Origin of the sequence: Aeromicrobium alkaliterrae (assembly GCF_039529015.1) — a bacterium.
Lineage (GTDB): Bacteria > Actinomycetota > Actinomycetes > Propionibacteriales > Nocardioidaceae > Aeromicrobium > Aeromicrobium alkaliterrae.
Window position 1 is genome coordinate 182782 of sequence record NZ_BAAAME010000010.1, and the last position, 21301, is coordinate 204082.

At 71.9% G+C, this 21301-nt stretch carries 11 protein-coding genes and 1 pseudogene; 2 read left to right on the top strand and 10 right to left on the bottom strand.

The annotated features are described in order from the left end of the window. Positions 1 to 278, top strand: a pseudogene (locus ABD127_RS18095) (type I pantothenate kinase); the annotation flags it as partial. Between the two features lie 183 nt (positions 279 to 461). Further along, on the top strand, positions 462 to 1367 hold the full coding sequence (locus tag ABD127_RS18100) for a hypothetical protein (RefSeq protein ID WP_344204042.1): 906 nt from the start codon (positions 462 to 464) through the stop codon (positions 1365 to 1367). A 96-nt stretch (positions 1368 to 1463) separates the two neighbouring features. On the opposite strand, the gene ABD127_RS18105 is transcribed toward ABD127_RS18100, so the two are convergent. From ABD127_RS18105 to ABD127_RS18150, 10 genes are all read right to left on the bottom strand, one after another. Continuing rightward, complete coding sequence (locus tag ABD127_RS18105; RefSeq protein ID WP_344204045.1) at positions 1464 to 1775, bottom strand: hypothetical protein; 312 nt, start codon at positions 1773 to 1775, stop codon at positions 1464 to 1466. After that, positions 1776 to 3017, bottom strand: coding sequence for a hypothetical protein (locus ABD127_RS18110; protein WP_344204047.1), 1242 nt, complete (start codon positions 3015 to 3017; stop codon positions 1776 to 1778). Positions 3018 to 3081: 64 nt separating this feature from the next. Beyond that, positions 3082 to 3381: a WXG100 family type VII secretion target gene (locus tag ABD127_RS18115; RefSeq protein ID WP_229051830.1), complete on the bottom strand. Its 300-nt coding sequence runs from the start codon at positions 3379 to 3381 to the stop codon at positions 3082 to 3084. A 134-nt stretch (positions 3382 to 3515) separates the two neighbouring features. Further along, positions 3516 to 8009, bottom strand: a complete 4494-nt coding sequence (locus ABD127_RS18120) for a type VII secretion EssC family protein (RefSeq protein WP_344204052.1) — start codon at positions 8007 to 8009, stop codon at positions 3516 to 3518. After that, on the bottom strand, positions 8006 to 9622 hold the full coding sequence (locus ABD127_RS18125; RefSeq protein ID WP_344204054.1) for an RDD family protein: 1617 nt from the start codon (positions 9620 to 9622) through the stop codon (positions 8006 to 8008). The genes ABD127_RS18120 and ABD127_RS18125 overlap by 4 nt, the downstream gene beginning before the upstream one ends. After that, positions 9619 to 12054 carry a transglutaminaseTgpA domain-containing protein gene (locus tag ABD127_RS18130; protein WP_344204057.1) on the bottom strand — a complete coding sequence of 812 codons (2436 nt, stop codon included), beginning with the start codon at positions 12052 to 12054 and terminating at the stop codon, positions 9619 to 9621. The genes ABD127_RS18125 and ABD127_RS18130 overlap by 4 nt, the downstream gene beginning before the upstream one ends. Next, complete coding sequence (locus tag ABD127_RS18135; protein ID WP_344204059.1) at positions 12051 to 13286, bottom strand: DUF58 domain-containing protein; 1236 nt, start codon at positions 13284 to 13286, stop codon at positions 12051 to 12053. Before ABD127_RS18135 ends, ABD127_RS18130 begins: the two co-directional genes overlap by 4 nt. A 32-nt stretch (positions 13287 to 13318) precedes the next feature. Continuing rightward, a complete protein-coding gene (locus ABD127_RS18140; RefSeq protein ID WP_344204061.1) occupies positions 13319 to 14290 on the bottom strand; it encodes an AAA family ATPase in 972 nt (323 codons plus the stop codon). Between the two features lie 8 nt (positions 14291 to 14298). Beyond that, a complete protein-coding gene (locus tag ABD127_RS18145) occupies positions 14299 to 20487 on the bottom strand; it encodes an Ig-like domain-containing protein (protein ID WP_344204063.1) in 6189 nt (2062 codons plus the stop codon). 26 nt (positions 20488 to 20513) lie between these two features. Continuing rightward, the gene (locus ABD127_RS18150) at positions 20514 to 21299 is read right to left on the bottom strand and encodes an FHA domain-containing protein (protein WP_344204065.1); all 786 of its coding nucleotides are present in this window, start codon (positions 21297 to 21299) and stop codon (positions 20514 to 20516) included. Positions 21300 to 21301: the final 2 nt, after the last annotated feature.

The window sequence follows — 21301 nt, forward strand, 5'->3', positions numbered from 1 at the left end:
CGGTGTACGTCGACGCCGCGAACCGCGACATCAAGCGCTGGTACATCGACCGTTTCCTGACCCTGCGCCGCACCGCGTTCGCGGACCCGGAGTCGTACTTCCACCGCTACAGCTCGCTGACGGACGCGGAAGCGTTCGAGCGCGCGGAACATCTCTGGAACACCATCAACTGGCCCAACCTGCGCGAGAACATCCTCACGACCCGCGGCCGCGCCGACCTCGTCCTCCGCAAGGACGCCGACCACAACGTCAAGTGGGTCCGCCTCCGCAAGATGTAACCCCCTCCCCAACCCCCTCCCCCAGATTTGCGCACTTGTTCGGCGTCTGAGGGCCGAAAGTGCCGAACAAGTGCGCACATCTGCGCCAGGTCGCCGTGATCCGCTCTCGTCCACAGCCCGTCACCGTCCACAGGACCCGCACCGGGCCGCCCAGAGCGGGCTCATCGGGGCCAGCGTGGCCGGATGATGGATCCGCGACGACCGTTCACCACCGCCCAGGCCAACGCCGCGGGCATCTCCCGAGACGTCCTGGCCAGTGCGCGCTACCGGCGCCTGTTCCGGGGCGTCCACATCCGTGCCGGGTTCGAGATCGACCTCCGCACCTGGATCGCCGCTGCCTCGCTGCTGCTGCCGCCGGACGCCGCCGTCAGTCACACGACGGCCATGCGTTTGTACGGGTTCGAACCGACCGCGGTCCATCCGCTGGAGTTCTCCACCAACACGCGTCATCAGAGGCGAATCCCCGGAATCGTCCTGCACCGACGTCTGGGCAGTCTTCATCCGCGCGACGTCAGCGGATTCCCCACGCTCGGGCCGGACCGGACGTTCGTCGACGTGGCGCAGCGGATCAGTCTTCCTGAGCTCGTGTCCTTCGGCGACCACCTCGTGCACCGCCAGCTCACTACTCCGGACGACCTCCGGGCCTACGCCGAGACCCACCACATCGACGGAGTCCGGCGGGCCCGACGCATCGCTCCGCTGGTCCGAGCCGGTGCCGAGTCTCCTCAGGAGACTCGCGTCCGCCTCATGCTTCGCTTCGGGAGGCTCCCGGAACCGGAGGTGAACGCCGAGATCCGCGACGCCGACGGCGCATTCATCGCGCGCGGCAACCTCGTCTACCGAGCCTGGAAGGTCGTGGTCGAGTACGACGGCTTCCACCACCTGCGCGACCGACGCACGTGGCAGCACGACCTCCGCCGTCGTGAGCTGCTGGAGGCCGCCGGGTGGATCGTGATCGTGATCACGGCGGCCGACCTCGAGCGACCTGCCTCGGTCCCGGCCCGAGCGCACGACGCACTCACGCGCCGCGGGTACGAGGGCCCCGCCCCCGTCCACAGCGTCCTCTGGCAGGGATGGTTCGCCGCCTGACCCCAGCCCACGACGGCTCAGATGTGCGCACAACGTCGGCATTTTCGGGCCCCATCACCCGAGCAAGTGCGCAAATCTGGTGGAGGTGGGGGTGGGCTAGCCGAGGACGGACTTGACGAGGGTGTCGGCGGCGTCGGGGCTGAGGCAGTGGTAGCTGGCGGCGGTGACGGTGAGGGTGATCGTGCCTTCCGTTGGTGGGGTCCCGCCCTGCTCCGTCAGGAGCTGCTCCACCACGTCCGCGCGTTCGTCGGTCGACATCAGGGCGAAGTCCTCGCAGCGGGTCTCGCCGCCCTCGTTGGAGCCGCACGCCGTCACCGACGACACCAGCGCGAGAACGGCCGCCGCCACGCCGCCGGACGCTCGGAGCGTCCTGGAGGCGCGGCCGCGGCCGTGCACGTGCGTGTCCACTCAGGCCGGCTGGCCCGTGTTGATGGTGAACCGCTGCATGTTGTCGCTGGCATCGGACTGACCGGGGCCGGTCTGCACCGGACCGTCCGACAGCTGGATCTCGATGTCCTCGATGTCGTCGCCGGCCGTCGAGCTGGCCGGACCGGTCTGGACCGGCTCGTCGGCCAGGTTGACCTGCGTCGGCGAGATCCCGTTGCTGGCGTCGGACTGGCCGGCACCCGTCTGCACCGGACCGTCGGACAGCTCGATGTTGGTCGCGGCCGGAGCCGGCTCCCGGTCGATCAGGAACGGGTGCGTGAGCGGCGGGAAGTCGATGTTCTCCAGCAGCTCCGCGCCGTTGCCGGCGAGCTCGGAGTCCGCCTCGACGTACTTGTCGTAGACGATCGTGATGCCGGAGGCGAGCTTCTCGACGACCCGCTGGCCCATCAGGCCCATCTCCTCGGAGACCGTCGCGAGCATGTCGTCGAGCAGCCCCTTGAACATGCCCGTCGTGGCGAAGTCCGGGATGGCCGTCGGCGTCAGGTAGTCGGTCTGCATGTGCCAGTCCAGCAGCGTGTTGAAGGCGACCTCGAAGTCGCCGTACGCCGCCTCGATGTCCTTGACGGCCTTCTGGATGTCCAGGAAGTCGCACACCAGCGACGGCACGACGACCGTGCCGCTGACCGACGGCGTGATCGAGACGACCACGTCGGCGACCGGGCGGGTGACGGCCTGGATGGCCGACTCGGTGAGCTGGTTGATCGGGTCGATGACCCGGGTCTGGATCTCGTCGTTGATCGCCCCGACCACCTGGGCCATGAGCTCGGAGACCGCGATGTCGATGATCGCCTTGAGGGCGTCCTTGACCGCGAGCCGCACCAGCGCACCCGCCGGCCCGGAGCCGATCAGCAGGGCCGCCTGGACCGTGCCGACCGCGAGGACCGAGATCTTGTAGGTGCGGATGCCGTCGGCGATCGTCGAGCAGATCGGCTGCGTCGCGGCGACCGCCTCGTTGAGCGGCGTGAAGATGTTCGAGCGCGTGTCCTGGAAGACGTCGGCGTAGGAGTTGAGCGCCGAGGAGTCCGAGACGTCCGCCACCGTGCCGACCGCGTTGCCCACCGACTCCACGAACGCGTCGAGCGCCGTGGTGAAGTCGAGCAGCTGGCCACCCAGCTCTTCCACTGCGTCCTCGTTGATGTTGATCCACTTCAGACCGAACAGGTCCAGCGCGTACTCGACGGGCTCAGGAATCATGATGGGCATGGCGTGTGTCCCTTTCCGGGGTCACGGTCGCTCCGGCACCCCCGCCGGAGCGACCACGGTCAGGTCAGGAGGCGTTGATCGCGCTCGACAGGTCGGCGTCGGTCGCGGACAGCGTGTCGGCGGCCTGCTCGAGGTACGCAGCGAGCTGCTCGAGGGCGTCGACGGCCGAGCGGGTGCTCGTCGTGAACTGCTCGTACTGGTCGTTGTAGGTGACCGACGCCTGGTCGGTGACGAACCCGCTCTGCACGAGGTTCTGGATGAAGCTGCTCAGCTCGGTGAGCGTCGTGTTCATGTTCTCCTGGCCCGTGCGCAGCTGGCTGGCCGCGGAGCGCATCTCGTCGTAAGTGACCGAAACGTTCGACATGGTGTTCCCTTTCGCTGACCCGCCCCGTTGGCGGCTTGTGAGGAAAACATTAGGAGCGGTTGGCCGCTCCCGCGATGGGGAGCACTCCCCGGGCCCGACGGGAACATTCACGGGCCCGGGAAATCACTGCAAGATCAGGACTTTTCGCCGGTCCACGGCACCTGCACACGGATCGGCTTGCCGGCCATGACGGCCATCGCGCGACCCGGCGGGAACTCCCGCTTGGCGAATCGCGGGAACGGCGTGCGCAGGATCGTCTCGCCCTCGATCGACTCCGGCTGCATCAGCATGCCGCGACGGCCGTTGCGGATCTCGCTCAGCAGGGGGTACATCGATCCCCACGTGCCGGTCTCGGACTCGGCGACCAGGAAGTGGTCGGTGCGCCGGATCGCGCGGCTCAGCTCGACGATCGCGGCGTCGGCCGGCGTCGAGAGGAAGTCGGCGATCGACTCGACGAAGACCGCGATGTGGCCGTCGTCCTCCTGCGCGACGCGAGCCGCGAGCTCCTTGGCGAGGGTCGCGACCTCCGCGACGTCGGTCGCGACCGCGGTCCAGGGCGCCATGCGGGGCACGACGGAGCGCCGGTGGCCGAGATAGATCAGCTCGCCGTCGGGCCTCCACCGGTGCAGCGAGCGCGCGAGGGCCACGATCGTCGTGGTGCGCCCGCTCGAGGCACCGCCGCCGATCAGGAACGTGCCGGCGGGCTCGAAGCCGATCGGCTGCAGGGCCTCCTCGCCGATGCCCAGCACGGGGCGGCCGTTGACCTCGTTCGGGAGGTCCGCCTCGGGCACCTCGACGGGCATCGACCCGACCGGGGGCGCCGGGACGACCTGCTGCCGCTCCATCGCCCGGGCGAGCTTGCCGATCGCCTGTGACTGGTCGGCGACGTTCCCCGACCCGCCCAGGACCGCCATCTGCGTCTCGACGCCGTCGATGATGCCGCGGCCCGTCGGGGAGGCGGCCGACAGGACGTCGGTCGGCATACCCATCACGAGGTACGCGGTCTCGTCGGCCAGGCGCAGCACCACGCGGCGCGGCACGCTGGACGAGATCGATCCCGGAACGCTGGCGGGGCGGTCGGCCGTGAAGACGACGTGGATGCCGAGCTGGCGCCCCTCCGACAACAGCTGCTGCAGGACGCCGTACCACTGGGCGCGGGAGCCGCCGGAGTCGTACGCCTCGCGGAACGCCGGGAAGTTGTCGAGCAGCAGCAGGATGCGCGGCTCGTCCGGACGGTTGGTGGCCGTGCGGTACTCGGTGATCGAACCGGCGTTGACCTCCGGGAAGTCGCGGGCGCGACGCTCGGCGATGCCCTTGAGCGTGCGCAGCAGGCGCACGATGCGCTCGTCGTCGTCGCCGGAGACGATCGAGCCGACGTGTGGCAGCGCCTCCAGCATCCGCAGTCCGCCGGCGGCGAAGTCGAGCCCGTAGACGTGCACGGGGCCGCCGCGGGGCGTGACGCCCGCGCCCGCCGCGAGCGTTCGGAGCAGCACGGACTTGCCCGAGCCGCCCGTGCCGTAGATCGCCATGTTGCCGTCGACGTCGGGCTTGAAGGCGACGACGTGCTGGGCCTGGTGCTCGGGGAAGTCGGCGACGCCCATCAGCAGCTCGGTGTCGGTGCGCGGGCCGAGCAGGGCCAGGTCGTAGACCTCGCTGAGCTCGTCGAGCCAGGGTCGGCGCGGTTCCGGCAGCTCGGCCAGCAGCGAGGCCCGACCGATCGTGTCGACGAGACGGACCTGGTCGGTAGGCCCCGGATCGGCCACTTCCGGCTCGACCTCGGGCTCCGGACGGCGCCACCGCTCCTCGGCGCCGAACTTCAGCGGGTGCAGGTGCACCGATGCCGGCACGACCTCGTCGGTCGTGTGGCCGCCGGCGTACGCCGACTGGAACGGGATCAGGCGCCCCGGACCCATCTTGGCGACGGCGCGTCCCGGCAGCGACGGGTCGAAGTGCGCCGCTTCGGTCGAGTCGATGACGTCGGAGCTGTCGGACTCGTCGGCCATGCGCAGGGCGATGCGCAGGTTGGTGTTGGCCCGCAGGTTGTCCTTGATCACGCCGGCCGGGCGCTGCGTCGCCATGATCAGGTGGATGCCGAGCGAGCGGCCGCGCTGGGCGATGTCGACGACGCCGTCGACGAACTCGGGCACCTCGCTGACCAGTGCGGCGAACTCGTCGATCACGAGGATCAGCGCGGGCGGCGACTCGGGGTCGCCGCGCTTCTCGAGCTCGAGCAGGTCCTTGGCGCGCTTGCGCTGCAGGACGCGCTCACGGTGGTGCAGCTCGGCGCGCAGGCTGGTCAGCGCGCGACGCACGAGGTGCGGACTGAGGTCGGTCACCAGACCGACGCAGTGCGGCAGCTTGACGCAGTCGGCGAACGCGGCGCCGCCCTTGTAGTCGACGAACAGGAACGTCACCCGGTCCGGGCTGTACTCGGCCGCCATCCCGAGCACCCAGGACTGCAGGAACTCGCTCTTGCCCGAACCGGTCGTGCCGCCGACGAGCGCGTGCGGACCTTGCGAGCGCAGGTCCAGGTGCATCGCGTCGACCGCGCCCTGACCCACCAGGGCACGCAGGGTGCCGTTGCGCGGGAGGGGGCGCGGCGGCTTGTCCCGCTCGTGCACCGAGAAGTTCTGCCGCCAGCGGTCCAGCACGGCCTCGCCCGACGACCGCATGTCGGTGCCGAGCAGCGTGACCATGGAGACCTGGCGCGGCAGGTCGCTGGAGTCGTCGGTCACGGCACCGTCGTCGGCGAGGGGCGCGAGCGCCATCGCGAAGCGCTGGGCGTGCTCGACGCTGACGCCCTCGACCCGCACGTCGGCCACGATCTGGCCGTGCCGCACGAAGTGCGCCTGCGCCGCACCGAGACCGCTCGTGACGTCCAGGAACGTGCGGCACATCGCGGGCAGCCGGTTGCGGGTCGAGCCGACCCAGATCGGGAACACCCCGACCTTGTGCGCCCGCTCGAACAGCTGCACGACGCGGGGGCGGTCGATCGGCGCGTCCTCGGTGACGAGGACGACGACCATCGGCAGGGCGACGTCGTCGTCGTCGCTCTTGTCGGTGACCTCGCCGACCGAGCCGCCGCGGGCGGTCGACTCGAGCTCGCTCGCGAGCGGCCCCAGCCGCTCGGCGGGCTCGCTGGCCCGGCGGCCGAGGCGTTCGTCGACGAGCTGCTCGAGCGCACCGACCAGGGCCGTCGCGGTGGTCTGGGTGTCCACGAGGTGGGAACCGGACAGGGGTGACTGGGGCGAGCTGGTGTGCGGCAGCCACCGCATCCAGTCGATCGCCGGGGTCTCGTCCGGGCTGGCGATCGCCGCGAGCACGACCTCGGCCGGCGAGTGCAGCCCGCTGATCTGCAGCAACGCGCCGCGCACCGCGTCGGCGGCGTGCTGGGCCGGGCCCACGACCCCCAGCGCTCCGGCGGTGTACAGCGACTCGACGACCGGGACGTCGGGGACGTCCCGGTACCGGTCCTCGACCTCCTCGAGCATCCGCGTGAACTTGGGGATGCCCTCGTCCATGTCGTGCGCCTGGGCGACGGTGTGGCGCGACGGCAGCGTCGCGGTGCCGAGTCGCAGGTTCAGCATCGTCCAGTGCTCGGGCCGGCGGGTCCACAGCAGGTCGCTGCGCTCGAGACCGGCCTGGTACACCAGCGCGACGGCCGGCGTCTCGGCCTGACGGACCCGGTGCTCCTCCGGCATCGCGGTGCGCAGGCGATCCTCCAGGACCCGCAGCTGCTCGGTGAACTTCTCGGAGTCCATCGCGAGCGTGCGGTTGTTGCGCAGCTTCCGGTTGACGAAGTTGCTCGTCATCATCAGGGGCGCCATCGCGACGAACAGCAGCGACATCGGGTTGCCCGTGATGGTGAACATCGCGGTGCCCATGACGATCGGCGCGACCATCATGAGGAACGGGAACGGCTGCGGGGTCGGCTCGATCGGCACCGTGGGCCGCGGGTGCTCGTGGTCGGGGTAGCGCTCCTCGACGCGCGGCGAGCGGTTGAACGGGATCACGCCGCCGCGGATCTCGGTGCTCGAGACCGTCGGCAGACCGGCGACCATCGCGAACGACAGGCGCGTGTCGCCCAGCTGCACGGTCTGGCCCGGCAGCATCGCGACGCGGGACACCACGACGCCGTCGACCGCGATGCCGTTGGCCGAGTTCAGGTCGACGACCTCGATCGCGGCCCCGACCTCGACGCGGGCGTGCCGCTTGGAGACGAACTGGTCGCCCAGCACGACGTCGGCGCTCGCGTCACGGCCGATGACCGACGAGCCCGGCGGCAGGTTGACCTGGCGGCCGGCGTCGGGGCCCGACTCGATGCGCATCGTCGCCGCGACGACCGTCGAGCGGGAGCCACCGACGGCCTCCACGACCGACACGACGCTGCCGGACGCCACGGGCGACTCGCCCAGGATGCGGTCGGGCGAGAGCACCGTCGGCCGTCCCCCGCCCAGCGGGGTCACGGCGAGCGTGACCTCCTCGGCCGAGCGCGCGGCCTGACCCGCCTCCGGGTCCTGCTCGAGCAGCTCGCGGGCCACGTCGCCGACGTGGGCGGTCGGCTCGGTCACCAGCACGACGTCGGTCGTGGGACCCGTGACGCGCTGCAGGGAGAGCTTGAGCCTCATCCGTGCTCCGCCACGAAGGCGCGGTCGCCGAACCAGACCGTGTCACCGGTCTGGATCTCCAGCGGCGTGCCCGGCTGGACCGCCGACTCGACGCCGTGGCTCAGCACGTGGGTGCCGTTGGTCGAGTGCAGGTCGTCGACCCGCAGGGCTCCGCCCGAGACGGTCAGCACGGCGTGCGTCTTCGACACGCTGCGCTCCGGGTCGGGGATCGCCGCCGGCAGGGCGCCCGTGTGGTCGCCCGTGTCGGGGTCGCGACCCACGACGACGGTCGACGTGACGGCGATGCGACGGCCGTCCTCGCTGACCAGGACCCACGTGGGCCGGGCCGAGCGACGCTGGCCGATCTGGGTCTTGGCGTCGATGGGCTCGGACGCGACGGGCTCGGGCTCGGGAGCCGGCTCGGAGGCCGCAGGCTCCGGCTCCGGGGCAGCGGCAGCGGCAGGGGCCTGCTCCTCGTCCTCACGTGCGGGCCCCGCGTGCCGCGGTCCGGGCACGGGGGCGGGCACGTCGACCTCGGGACTCGCCTGCTCGAGGCTGGCCGGTTCGGGGCTGGCCGGTTCGGGGGCCGGGGGGCTCGTCGGCGGAGTGCCGCCGGAGCCGGGGAACCCGGGCACCGAGGTGATGAGACGACCTGATCCGGTCGGCGGGGCGATCGGGGCGGCCGGCTCGACCGACGCCGGAGCGGCGGCGGGTGCCGGCGGCGGAGTCGGCTCGGGCTCCGGCAGGGGCTCCGGCTCGGGGGCAGGCTCCGGTTCGGGCGCCGGCTCCTCGACCGGTCCGGGCGGCGGCGGGAGGGGCGGCATCTCGGACCGCGACGACGACGGCGGACCGACGGGCGGAGCGGACGGCGCAGGCGTCGGGGCGGGAGCCGGCGGCGCAGGTGCGGCCGGGGGCGCGGTGGGCGGCGTCGGCGAGGTGTCGCCCGCGATCGCCGCGGACGGGACCTGCTGGTCGGGGTACTGGGTCGGAAGCTCGGTCGGCGGACCCGCGTACTGCACGGGCGGCGCCCACGGGGCCGGGGCCGCCTCGGGCGTCGCGAGACCGGCCGGCGGGGCGAAGCTGTCGAGCATGACGCGCTGACCGCTGAGCTCGATCGGTGCCTGCCGCGCACGACGCTCGGCGGCCTCGACGATCGACTCGGGAGTGCCCTTGACGACGACGGCGCCGACCGCCTTGTCGTGCCAGGCCTGCCGCTTCTCATCACCACGGCTGAGGATCATCGCGACCAGGACGAGGAACGGGACGCCCTGGATCAGGCCCAGCACGATCGTGCGCAGCAGCGCCTTGCCGAAGCCCAGCGGCTGGCCACCCTCGGCCCGCAGCACCGAGATGCCGACGAGCCGCCCGCCGACCGTGAACCCGTTGCGGGACAGGTTGACCCACTGCACGATCAGGAAGATCAGGGTCAGCACCGTCGGGATGCCGGCGAAGAACAGCTGACGGCCGCCGGGGCTGCCGTCCTCGAACGCGACGTAGTAGAGCGCGGCCGCGGGCGAGACGAGCGCGAGCAGGATGATCCGGTCGATCAGGAACCCGCCGAAGCGGGCGCCGAGCGACGCGAACGGTCCGGTCACGGTGCCGACACGGTCTTCCGGGCGGGGCAGGTCCGTCATGAGGGGGTTCCCTTCCGATCCTTCGTGTGCTGGCGACGCCGCCGCGCCGCGGCTCGGTCCGAGACCCAGCGAGCGGGCGCGGACCGACGTGCTGATGCTCCCAGACGGCGGGCCCGGGAGGTGACGCGACGGCCGAGCTGGCGCCACGGGATGCTGGCCGGCGAGAGCACCGCGACCCAGCGGCGCCACCACGGCACCGAGGTGCGCATCCGCGCCAGGGCCGTGCGGACGTCGCTCCAGTAGGCGTCGACCTCGTCGGGGGTGGGCTCCCCCGGCGCGAAGACGTGCCGGTCCGCGACCGAGGCGAGCGTCGGGGCGCCGGCCTCGGGGAACCGTCCGTCGAGCACGAGGCCGTTCTGGTGCCGGGTGTTGCTGACCGGCAGCCGCACACCGAGGTCGCGCGCCCGGTCGGTGACCTCGCGCCAGCCACCGCTGAGGCGGGTCACCGGGTCGCCCGCACTGCGTCGGCGACGGCGTCGCCACCACTTCACGAGCAGCAGGCCCCAGATGGGGGTCAGCAGCAGGAGGATCTTCACGATCGTCCAGAGCACGCCGAGGATCGCCAGGATCAGGCCCCACAGGTCGAACCCGGTGTTCTCGCCGGCACCCTGCGGAGGGGCCTGGTCGGCCTGGCCCGGCTCCTGCGGCACCTGCGGCGGCTGCGGCAGGTAGGGCTGCGGGACGGGGTCCGGCTCCTCCTGCTCCTCCTTGAGGATCTGGTCGTCCGGCGGGGTCGGGGTCAGCGGCACCCAGCCGAGGCCGTCGAGCGCGACCTCGACCCAGGCGTGCATGTCGTCGCCGGTCACCGCGCCGCTGGCGGGCACCTCGGCGCCGATCACGACCCGGGCCGGGACCTGGAGGTTCTGCAGCGCCACGCCGAGCGCCGACGCGTACTGCTCGTCGTTGCCGACCATCTGCCGCGGACGCTCGACGAGGTCCGAGACGCGCTTGACGCCGTGGCCCGCGGCCGAGGGGTAGCCGCTCGGCTTGCCGTCGCTGTAGAACCCGTCGTCCTTGAAGCGCTGCGCGAGGACCTGTGCCGTCGCGCCGTCGCCGCCGGCTCCCCCCGCGTCGCCGATCCAGGTCTCGACCAGCTTGGTCAGGTTCTCCGGGACGCCGACGGGGGCCTCGAGCTCGACCCCCTGCTGACGGGCGGCGTCGACGATCTCCTCCTCCGAGGGAGCGTCGGGCAGCACCGTCTCGAACTCGTAGGTCGTGCCGGGGCCGACCCCGCCGACCTGCGCGACGGTGCCCGTGGGCTGGTTGTGCAGCACGTTGACCGAGCGGTCGGCGTCGACGTTCCCGTCGACGTCGCGGACCGTGACGGACTGGCTGTCGCCGACCGACGGCACCCAGACGCCCGTGTACTGGTCGATCGTGACGGTGACCTCGGTCGTGTCGCCGGAGGCGGCCTCGTCGCGGAAGCGGACGAACGTGCCGGAGGCGTCGCCCGAACCCGCTCCCCCGGTGACGTTCCAGACGATCCCGTCGAAGTAGTCCATCGTGGCGACGCGCACCAGCGTGCCGCCCTCCACGCCGTCGACCTGGAACATCGGCGTGGTCTTGAGGTTGAGCTGGTCGGTGTAGGCCCGGAACTTCGAGAGCGGGCTCGGGTAGTCGCGTGGGTCGAACGGCGGGTCGACGTGGTCGCGCAGCACCTCGCGGCGGTCGCCGTCGAGCAGCGTCGTGGCCCCCACCGCGGCGCCCGCGACGATCGCGAGCGTCAGCGCACCCAGGACGCCCCGGCGCACCCACGCGGCCCGCGAGCCGCTCATCGAGCGCCAGCGGATCCACATCAGGAGCAGCACGGCGAGGACGATGCCGCGCACCGTCGTGTGCTCAGCGTTCGCGGTGCCGAACGCGACCGAGATGCCGAGGATGCCGAGCACGACGACGGCCGCGGCTCCCGGCCAGCGGCTGCGCCACACGAGGACGCCGGCCACGGCACCCCCGACGAGGCCGACGACCCACGGCACGATCAGCACGTTGCCGGTGCTGCCGAGCGGGGCGATCAGGGTCAGGGAGTCGCGCCAGGCGTCGACGACGCCGCTGAGCAGCGTCCGGATCGCGTCAGGGCTGGGCGCGACGCCCCCGGCGGCGAGGTCGGGCGTCGCCAGAGCCGGACCCACGACGAGGTAGACCAGCACGAGGGCGCCGGCGGTGAGCCAGGGGCCGAGCTGGGCCAGGCGCGACGTGAGGGCGACGACCAGGCCGAGAGCCAGGCCGCCACCGACCGCGGCGGCCCAGCGCCAACCGCCGTAGGCGTCGGCGAGCGGGCTGGCCGCGACCAGGCCGATCGCGAGGAGCGCCACGAGGTCCAGGAGCGCCGACGGCGCGGTCAGCGGCCGTGACCGGTGCTCGGTCGTGTCGAGGGTGCGGGCGGTGCGCCCGGTGGCGCGGCCCGGGGTGCGTCCCGTCGTGGAGGTGCTCACGTCGCGAGCCTCCGCATCGTGGGCGCCAGGTCCTCGAGCCCGCCGAGCACGGCGATGTCGAGGTCACCGACCGGGTGCACCGCGGTCTCGGCGCCGGGGCGCACCTGCACGACGATCGTGCGGACGTCGACCGGCAGGAAGCGACGGGCGCGACGCAGCTCGACGGGGTCGACGAGCGAGCCGCACACGAGCACCGCGACGCTGGCGCCCGAGACCTCGCGGACCAAGCGGCGCACGAGCTCGGACAGGCGCGGCGAGGTGGGCTCGTACTCCACACCCGCGAGCTGGTCGAGCCACTGCTGCACGGTGGGGGTGCGGAGGCGTCGCGTGGAGGTGGACCCGCTGAGCGTCTGGCCCTCACCGAGGCACTGCACGCCCAGGGAGCCCGCGACGGAGACCGCGAGCTCGAACTCGTCGTCGGTGCCGTAGTCGTCCAGGCGCGTGCTGAGCGCCACGAGCAGGTGCGAGCGGCGGGTCTCCTCGAACTGGCGCACCATCAGCGTGCCGGTGCGCGCGGTGGACTTCCAGTGGATGTAGCGACGGTCGTCGCCGGGCACGTACGGCCGCAGGGCGTGGAAGGCGACGTCGCTGGTGGACAGCTTGCGGACCGTCTGGCCCTCGAGGTCGCGGATCAGACCGGTCGCCGAGCTCTCGAGCCGCACGGTGCGCGGGTGGACGTACAGCAGGTGGTCCTCGGTCAGGGGCTGCTCGCGACGGAACAGGGCGAACGGGTCGGAGCGGACCGACAGCACCGGGCCCACGGGGATGATCGCGCGGCGCTGCGTCGGGATCGCGAACAGCTCCTCGCGCTCGTCGCCGATGCGCAGCGAGGGCACGTGGAACGCGGCGCTGCCGCGCCCGACGGGCAGCTCGATCGTGACCGGCAGGCTGCGGCGGCGGCTGGCGTTGCTGACGAAGATCGCGCCGTTGGCCCGCTCCCCCACCACGACGCGGTCACGGCCCAGGTCGAAGCGCGCCGAGAGCTGGTGCCGGCCCAGGACGAACAGCGCGCACACGAGCAGCAGCGCGAGTCCGAGCCAGAAGCCGAGCAGGAGCTCGAGCCAGCCGAACCGCCACCCGACGAGTCCGACCACGATCGTGACCACGGCGACCGCCGCCGCGGCTCCGCTCGTGACCTCGGTGACGGGCCGCAGCCAGCGACGCGGGGTCGCCGTCGTGCGCACGACCTGGTCGCGCGCACGGAGCACCAGCTGGAGGGTGCGACGACGCACCCCCCTGATCCGGTGATCCACCGCGTTCGCGCTCATCCGGCAGCGCGCTCCTGCGGGGCGGGCACGGTGTCCAGCAGACGCTGCACGACGGCCTCGGAGGTGAGCCCGCGGAACTCCTCCTCGGGGTCGAGGATCATCCGGTGCGCGAACGTCGCGATCGCGAGCACCTTGATGTCGTCGGGCAGCACGTAGTGACGGCCCGAGGCCGCCGCCCACACCTTCGCGACCCGCACGAGCGCCAGGCCCGCGCGCACGCTGCAGCCGAGCTGCACCTCGGGGGCGCTGCGCGTCTCGGCGAGCAGGGTCGTGACGTACTCCAGGACGACGTCGTCGACGTGGACGAGGGCGGCCAGGTCGATCATCGAGGCGACCGCATCGGTCGTGATGAGCGGCTCGAGGCCCGTCGCGGACGCCTTGGTGGCCGTCGCGGCGAGGATCTTGAGCGTGCTGGCGTGGTCGGGGTAGCCCAACGTGGTCTTCATCAGGAAGCGGTCGAGCTGCGCCTCGGGCAGCTTGTAGGTGCCCGCCTGCTCGATCGGGTTCATCGTCGCGATGACCATGAACGGGCGTCCGACGCGGTGCGTGTTCCCGTCGACCGTGACCTGGCCCTCCTCCATGACCTCCAGCAGCGCCGACTGCGTCTTGGGCGAGGCGCGGTTGATCTCGTCGGCCAGGACGATGTCGGCGAAGATCGGGCCCGGGTGGAACTCGAACTGCTGCGTCTTCTGGTCGAAGATCGTGACACCCGTGACGTCGCTCGGCAGCAGGTCGGGGGTGAACTGGATGCGGCTCTGGCGGCCCTTGAGCGTCTGCGCGATCGCCCGCGCCAGCGAGGTCTTGCCCGTGCCGGGGAAGTCCTCGAGCAGCAGGTGGCCCTCGGCCAGCAGGCAGGCCATCGCGAGCTGGATCTGGTGGGTCTTGCCGACGACGGCCTGCTCGACGTTGCCGACGAGCTGGCCGAACGTCGTGGCGAACCACTGCGTCTGGTCGGGGGTGAGTGTCATGGATGTCCTTAGGTACCGGGGCAGCGTTGGAAGGTGACGTTGCCGGACTTGTATTCCCTGCCGGTCGAGTTGTTCTTCAGCTGGGCGTAGTACTGGTTGCTGCCGCCACCCGGGGCGCACGACGACCCGAAATCGCGGACCTGGTTGTTCGAGGCGTTGACCTGGCGCGCTTGGGTGCCGTCGAGCAGGTCACCGTTGACCGTCTTGTGCAGCGTCATCGTGTAGCTGCCGTTGGGCAGGTCGTCACCGTTGATGTAGACCTCGGGGAACCCGAACCTCGTGCCGCCGGTGTACCCGGTCGTGACCCGGGGGTTGTAGTCCTCGGTCGTGGCCGCGGCCGACCTCGGCTCGGACTTGCGTCCCTCGGAGTCGACCGTGCGGACCTCGATCGTGTGGCGCGTGCCCGGCTCGTAGCCCGTGCCGCGGAAGCTCGTGCCGTTGGTGGGCTGCCACCCGCCGCCACCGTCGATGCGGTACTCGAAGCCCGAGATGGGTCGACCGTTCGTCGCGGGACGCGACCACGAGTAGTTGATCGCGGTGCGACCGTCGCGGCTGGCCTGGACGTTGGTGGGCGCGTTCGGGGGGCCGTTGGGGCGGATCGGGCCGTACGCGTTCGACTGGGCGCCCGGGAGGTTGCCGTTGTCGCCGCTGAGCGGGGTGATGCGGACCTGGTACCCCTGCTCGCTGTTGGCCACGCCGGTCACGGTCAGGGTCGTCGCGGCGCCCTCGGCCTGGGTCGGGGCGTTGACGGTCTTCGTGCCACCGGCGCCCGTCACCTGGTAGGCGCGCACCGGGTAGCCGCCGTCGTCGGCCGGCGTGATGATCTGCAGGTCGAAGCGGCCGTCGCCCTCGGCGGCGCCCGTGATCTGCGGAGCGCTCGCCGGACCGAAGGGCTTGACGACGTTCGAGCGGGGGCTCGGTGACGGCGACCAGCCGGCGCGGTTGCGGGCCTCGACCGTGAACGAGTAGTCGACGCCGTTTTCGACGCCGTCGTAGGTGCGCGACACGGTGCCCGCGGGCAGCTCCTCGGTGCGCAGGACCGATCCGTTGGCGTAGGTCGTCAGGCGGTACCCGGCGATCGGGTCGCCGTTGTCGTCCGAGGGCTCCCAGAGGGCCCGGATCGTCCGGCCGCCGGCCGCGCCGTTGTTGCGCGCCTCGGCGACCGGGGCCGACATCGTCGCCGGCACGCCGAACGGGGCGACGGCCGCCGACGACGGCGAGAACTGCTGCTGGGTCGGCGTCTTGTTGATCGCCCGGATCTGGAACTGGTACGTCGTGCCGTTGACCAGGCCGCCCCACGTGTACGACGTCGAGCCGCCGGGGACGGTCTGCGACTGCCCGGAGCCGACCATCTTGATCTCGTAGGACGTGATCTCGGAGCCCTCGTTGCCGGGGCGCGCCCAGGAGAGCTGGAGCTGACCGTCCATCGCGGTCGGCTGGATCGCGATCTGCGGCGGCGCCATGACGTCGGGCATCTTGTCCGGCGTGACGGGCGCGGACGCCGGGCTGGGATCGCTCTCGCCGACGCGGTTCACCGCGACGACCGTGAACGTGTAGGCGTCGCCCGGGTTGAGCCCGGCGATCGTGCACGTCGTGGAGGCGCACTCCTGGTTGACGCCGCCCGAGCCCGTGACCTGGTAGCCCGTGATCGGGGCACCCCGGTCGCTCGGCGCCGACCAGGTCAGCACGACCGAGCGGGCCTCGGTCGTCGTGACCTGCGGGCGTCCGGGCGCCTCGGGGCGGCCGGCGACCGTGACGGTGGCCCGGCCGACGACGTCGCGCAGCCGGTCGCCCGAGGCGTCCGAGACCGTGAACCGCACCGTGACGGTGCCGAACGTGTCGGCCTTCGGGGTCACCGTGAACTCGGTGCCCTGCACGCCCGAGACCGAGCCGTCGCCGTTCTCGATCTCGACGTTCGAGAGCTTCAGCGGCTCGTCGTCGTCGGCGTACGGGTTCGTCGCGTAGTCGGCGACGTCGATCGCGACCGGGTTGCCCGCCGTCGCGTCGATGCGGATCGGGGCGACCGTGATGGGCGGCCGGGTCGAGCTGGAGATCTCAACCAGCACCTGTCCCGGCACCTGCACCGAGCCGTCGTCGACGACGACGTCGATCGTCGCGGTGTCGCCGGCCGAGGCGCCGTCCTGCGCCGACACCTCGATCACGGTGTCGCCGTCCATGTCGGCGTCGACCGGGCCCTCGACGCCCGTGATCTCGAAGCTCAGCTCGTCGTCCTCGTTGGCGTCCTTGGCCGCGTTGACCAGGTCGAGCTGCGACGGCTCGCCGTCGTCGGCCACGACCATGCGGACGGTGCGCATCGTCGGCGGGACGTTGCCGTCCGGCGTGACGTCGATCGGGATCGTGAGCAGCGACCGCTTGCCCTCGGGGTCGTTGAGTCCGTCGCCGTCGGTGACCTCGACCGTGATCGAGGCGGGTCCGACGTAGTCGGCCTGCGGGGTGAACACGACGCGGTCGTCCTCGCCCTCGCGCACCAGCGCCGAGCCGTCCGAGCGCTGCGCCGTGATGACGTCCGAGGTCGTCAGCACCGGCACCCGGCCGTCGCGGACCAGGACGACGTCGGCCAGCTCGATCTCGATCGGCGTGTTCATCGGCGTCTCGACCGGGACGGTCTCGGGGTTGATCGTCGGCGGGGCGCTGTCGGTGCCCGAGACGAACACGAAGCCGTAGGCGATCTGGTCGTCGGCGTCGACGACCTTGTAGGCGACGACCTGGTCCTCGGCCTTCAGCGTGACCTCGAGCTGACGGTCCTCGACCCGGCTGACGTCCTGGTCGACGATCTCGATCTCGAGGTCCTCGACACGGCCGTCGAGGTCGCCGTCGTTCTCGAGCACGTCGACGAGCGCGGCGTCGCCCGGGGTCTTGCCCGTCACCTCGGCGAGGTCGGCGGAGTCGTCGCGCACGATCGGGGCGTGGAAGGGTGCGTCCTCGCTGGCGCTCAGGACGAAGAACGCGTTGCCCGTGCCGCCCAGGCCGTCGCTGATCGTGTAGCCGACCGAGACCGACGACGTCTCTCCACCGGTCGGCTCGGGCGCGGTGACCTCGATGAACGTGCCCGAGACGCGCGCGTCCGAGCCCGGCGGGGTCGAGAGCTCGGCCAGCAGGTCGATCGGGTCGCCGTCGGGGTCGGCGTCGTTGAGGCGCGGGTCGAACTGGATCTTCTTGCCCGGCTTGACCAGCAGCTCGTCGTTGAGGGCGACGGGCGCCTGGTTGACGGGGGCCTGCGGGATCACGCCGATGCGGACCTCGGCGGGGGCGGACGCACCGTACTTGTCGGCCACCGTGACGCTGAAGACGTCGGTGCCGGCCTCGCCCTCGAACGGCTCGTACTCGACCCAGTCGGCGCCGGTCGCGACGATGCGGCCCTTCTGCGGAGCCTGCACGACGCTCTTGAAGCCCACCGCGTCGCCGTCGGGGTCGGCGCCCTGCACGTTGAGCGGGATCCGCACCGTGCTGCCCACGATCGCGCGGTCGACGATCGGGTTGGGCCGGGGCGCGCTGTTGCCCTCGGCGGTGTCGGGCTTGACCGTGAGCCACACCGTGGACGCGACCCGGACCCCGCGGGCGTCGCGGACGCCGTAGGTGAAGGAGTACTGGCCCGGCTCCTGCGGGGCCCGCACCTTGAGGTCGTCGCCCGAGACGAAGACCAGCAGTCCGGCCTCGGTCGTGGCCTCGTCGACCACGAGGTCCTCCTGCACGAGGCTGAGCTCGTCGCCGTCGGGGTCGGAGTCGTTGTCGAGCACCGAGACCGTCGCCACGGAGCCGGCCCGCATCGTCTGGTAGTCCTCGTTGACGACGGGAGCGCGGTTCTCGCGGAGCGAGCCGGGGCTGATGACGACGGCGCCGCGGGCGGTCTCCTCGCCGTCCGAGACGATGTAGTCGATCTGCGCGGGCTCGGTCAGGTCGCCCGTCGCCTCGACGCGGAGCATGCTGTTCTCGAGCAGCACGGCCTTCAGCGGCACGCCGTCGGCGACCTCGACGCCCTGCACGACCAGGACGTCCTCGTCGGGGTCGTAGTCGTTGGCCAGGACGTCGACCAGCACGGACCCGCCGGCCGGGAGGACACCCTGGTCCTTGACCGCGACCGGGGCGGAGTTGGCCTCGCTCGGGGCCTTGACGTCCAGGCGCACGACCGAGGTCGCGGAACGGTCGACGTTGGCGGCGGTGTACGGCAGGTAGTACGTGCCGGGGCGCTGCGCGGTGGCGGTGAAGGTGCCGGCGATCGCGTCGACGACGACCTCGACCCCGTCGACGCGTCCGACGTCGGTGAGCGTCAGCGGGACACCGGTGGGGTTGCCGTCGTTGAGCAGCGGCTCGACCAGGGCCTTGGTGCCGGCGACGCCCACGGCGCGGTCGGCGACCGGCTCGGGCGCGGCCGAGGTGGCCGCGACGACGTTGACGGGCACGACCGCCGTGACGTCGCCACCACGACCGTCGGAGACCGTGATCTCGACGCCGTTCTGACCGACCTGGCCGAGGGTGTCGATGAACTCGACGGTGCCGTCGGGACGGAACTCGACCTGTCCCTCACCCGTGGGCACGGCGGAGGTGACCGTGACGTCGTCGCCGTCGGGGTCGAGCCAGTCGGCCAGCACGAACACCGCGTTGCGCTGGCCCTGGGCCACCGTCAGCGAGGTGTTGCGGTCGGGCAGCTTGACCGGGACGAGGTTCTCGCTGGGCCCGCGCATCGTGATCGTGGCCTCGGTGGAGGCGGTGCCCCCGCGTCCGTCGGCGATGTCGTAGCGGAGGATCGCGTCGCCGACGGCGTCGGGGGCGAACGTCGCCTGGACCTGGGTGTCGTTGCCGACGACGGCGTAGCCGCTCTGCGGCTCGGGTCCGCTGACGTGGGTGACCTTCGTGATCGTGATGAGGTCGCGGTCCGGGTCGGTGTCGTTCAGCACGACCGGCAGGATCGTCGCCTGACCCGGGCGGGCACCGAGGGCGTCGGGGTTCGCGACCGGCGGCCGGTTCTCCGGCTGCTCGTCGGGGTCCTCGACCTCCTGCTTCTCGAGCTCCTGGCGCTGTGTGTTGGGGTCGACGTCGTCCCAGTTGTTGACCCGGTCGAGCGAGTCCTTCTGCACCATCCAGGAGTCGCCCGAGACCGTGTCGTTGAGCACGACCACGTCGCGGTTGACGCGGAAGACCAGGTTGGCGGCGGACGTCACGCCCGGGATCGCCTTGTGGAAGTCGCGCTCGCCCTCGCACAGACGGGTGTAGGACTCGGCCTTGCCGTCGTCGACCGCGCTGTCGTCGGCCCAGGCCGCGTGGACGCAGCGGTCGAGCACGACGGGCGCGGCGGGGTCGCCGGCCACGGCGGGCTGCTTCAGCTGGGTCAGGTCCCCGCCGGTCGGCGAGGTCGAGAAGAGGCCCTCGAACGTGCCGATGTAGAGCGTGCCGCCGGCCGCGCTCGGAGCCTGCAGGCGCACGGCCGCCGGCTTCTCGGTGTCGATCCGCACCGGGTCGGCGCCGGGTCGGAAGACCTCGCCCTGGGAGGCGTCGTAGGCCACGGGCGTCGACCCGACGACCGTGAGCTGGGCACCGGCGCCGATCCCGCTGCCGATCTCCCAGGTGTTCTCCTGCGTCGGCGTGCCGTCCTCGGCGAGCGCGAAGCTCGTGACGACCCCGGACGTGCGGTCCAGGACGTAGGCGACGCCGCTGGTGCTGACGGCCACGGCGCCGTCGCTGCCGACCTTGAGGAGCTCGGGCTCGGTCTTGGCCGCGAAGGCCGTGAGGTTCTGGCTCGAGCGCACCCAGAACTGGCCCGTCTCGGTGTCGAGCATCGCGATCGTGTGGCCGCCGAACGCCGCGTCGACCGACTCCGGCAGCTCGACCGGGTCCGAGGCCACCGCGCGGGCGACGTCGACCTGGCGCAGCGTGCGGGTGTCGCCCTGGTTGTCGATGAAGACCGTCGAGGCGTTCTGGAAGATGTCGACGTCGGCGGAGTCGGTCGAGACACCGAGATCGAGCTGCTTGATCTGCGGGTTGAGTCGACCGATCAGGAGGCGCTGGGAGTTCGAGACCCAGACGCTGCCGTCGTGCAGCTCGACGTCGGTGACCGGCGTGCCGTCGGCCCGGAAGGCCAGGACGACCAGCAGCGAGGAGACCAGGGCGAGCGACGCTCCGGACGCGACCTTGCGCCACCGGCGAAAGCGCGGGCTGCGGGCGGCCGCGGGGAGCGACACGGCACGGCGTGCTCCGGCGCGGGGGCTCATCCGTCACCGCCGGGCTCGTCCAGCAGCTCCAGGTGCTCGGGCCGCACGATGCGCGCGGCCACGGCGTACTCCACGAGGCGGGCGCGACGGTTCGTGGCCAGACGCCCGGCGCCACCGCGCAGGCCCTTGACCCCGGCGGCCGAGAACTTGTCGCAGACGTTGTCGAGCTTGCGGTTGAACGTCGTGATCGGCCAGCCGAGGCGCTCGGCGGCCTTGGCGTTGCTGGGCAGCTCGCTGATGCCCGTGCCGGCGCGCCGCAGGGAGCCCTCGGCCAGCGCCAGGATCAGGCGGAACTGGGTCGGGGTCAGCTCGACGGCGCCGAGCGTGCGGTCGCCGGCCGGCTGGTCGAGGTCCTGGTGGGGGCTGACGACGAACGTCGGCGCCTCGCTGTGCACGTTGACCTCGTACGTCGTCTCGCCCGCGGTGAACAGGACCGCGAGCTCGGGCAGCACGACCGGCACCTGCGAGCCCGGGCCCACGACCGACTGGAGCGTGCCGGCCTCGCCGGTCACGGTCAGCGACAGGCGCGATCCGACGTTGGTGATCCACCACAGACCGCGCTCGTGACGCAGGTCGACCAGCTGGCGGTGCAGGTAGGGGTTGTCCTCGTCGACGACCAGGTCGGCCTCGCGGCCGATCGTGAAGGTGTCGCCGACCTCGATGTCGTACTCCTCGCCGCAGAACTCCACGGTCAGGCGCGACACCTCGTCCTGGGTGTCGTCGTCGGACGTCAGGTCGTCGTCCAGGTCGTCGTCGTGCTCGACGTCGCGATGGTCGTTCATGC

Coding starts and splice junctions, on each gene's coding strand:
- ABD127_RS18110 (WP_344204047.1), bottom strand. CDS start 3,017: ATGCCCATCATGATTCCTGAGCCCGTCGAGTACGCGCTGGACCTGTTC.
- ABD127_RS18125 (WP_344204054.1), bottom strand. CDS start 9,622: ATGACGGACCTGCCCCGCCCGGAAGACCGTGTCGGCACCGTGACCGGA.
- ABD127_RS18115 (WP_229051830.1), bottom strand. CDS start 3,381: ATGTCGAACGTTTCGGTCACTTACGACGAGATGCGCTCCGCGGCCAGC.
- ABD127_RS18120 (WP_344204052.1), bottom strand. CDS start 8,009: ATGAGGCTCAAGCTCTCCCTGCAGCGCGTCACGGGTCCCACGACCGAC.
- ABD127_RS18100 (WP_344204042.1), top strand. CDS start 462: ATGATGGATCCGCGACGACCGTTCACCACCGCCCAGGCCAACGCCGCG.
- ABD127_RS18140 (WP_344204061.1), bottom strand. CDS start 14,290: ATGACACTCACCCCCGACCAGACGCAGTGGTTCGCCACGACGTTCGGC.
- ABD127_RS18150 (WP_344204065.1), bottom strand. CDS start 21,299: ATGAACGACCATCGCGACGTCGAGCACGACGACGACCTGGACGACGAC.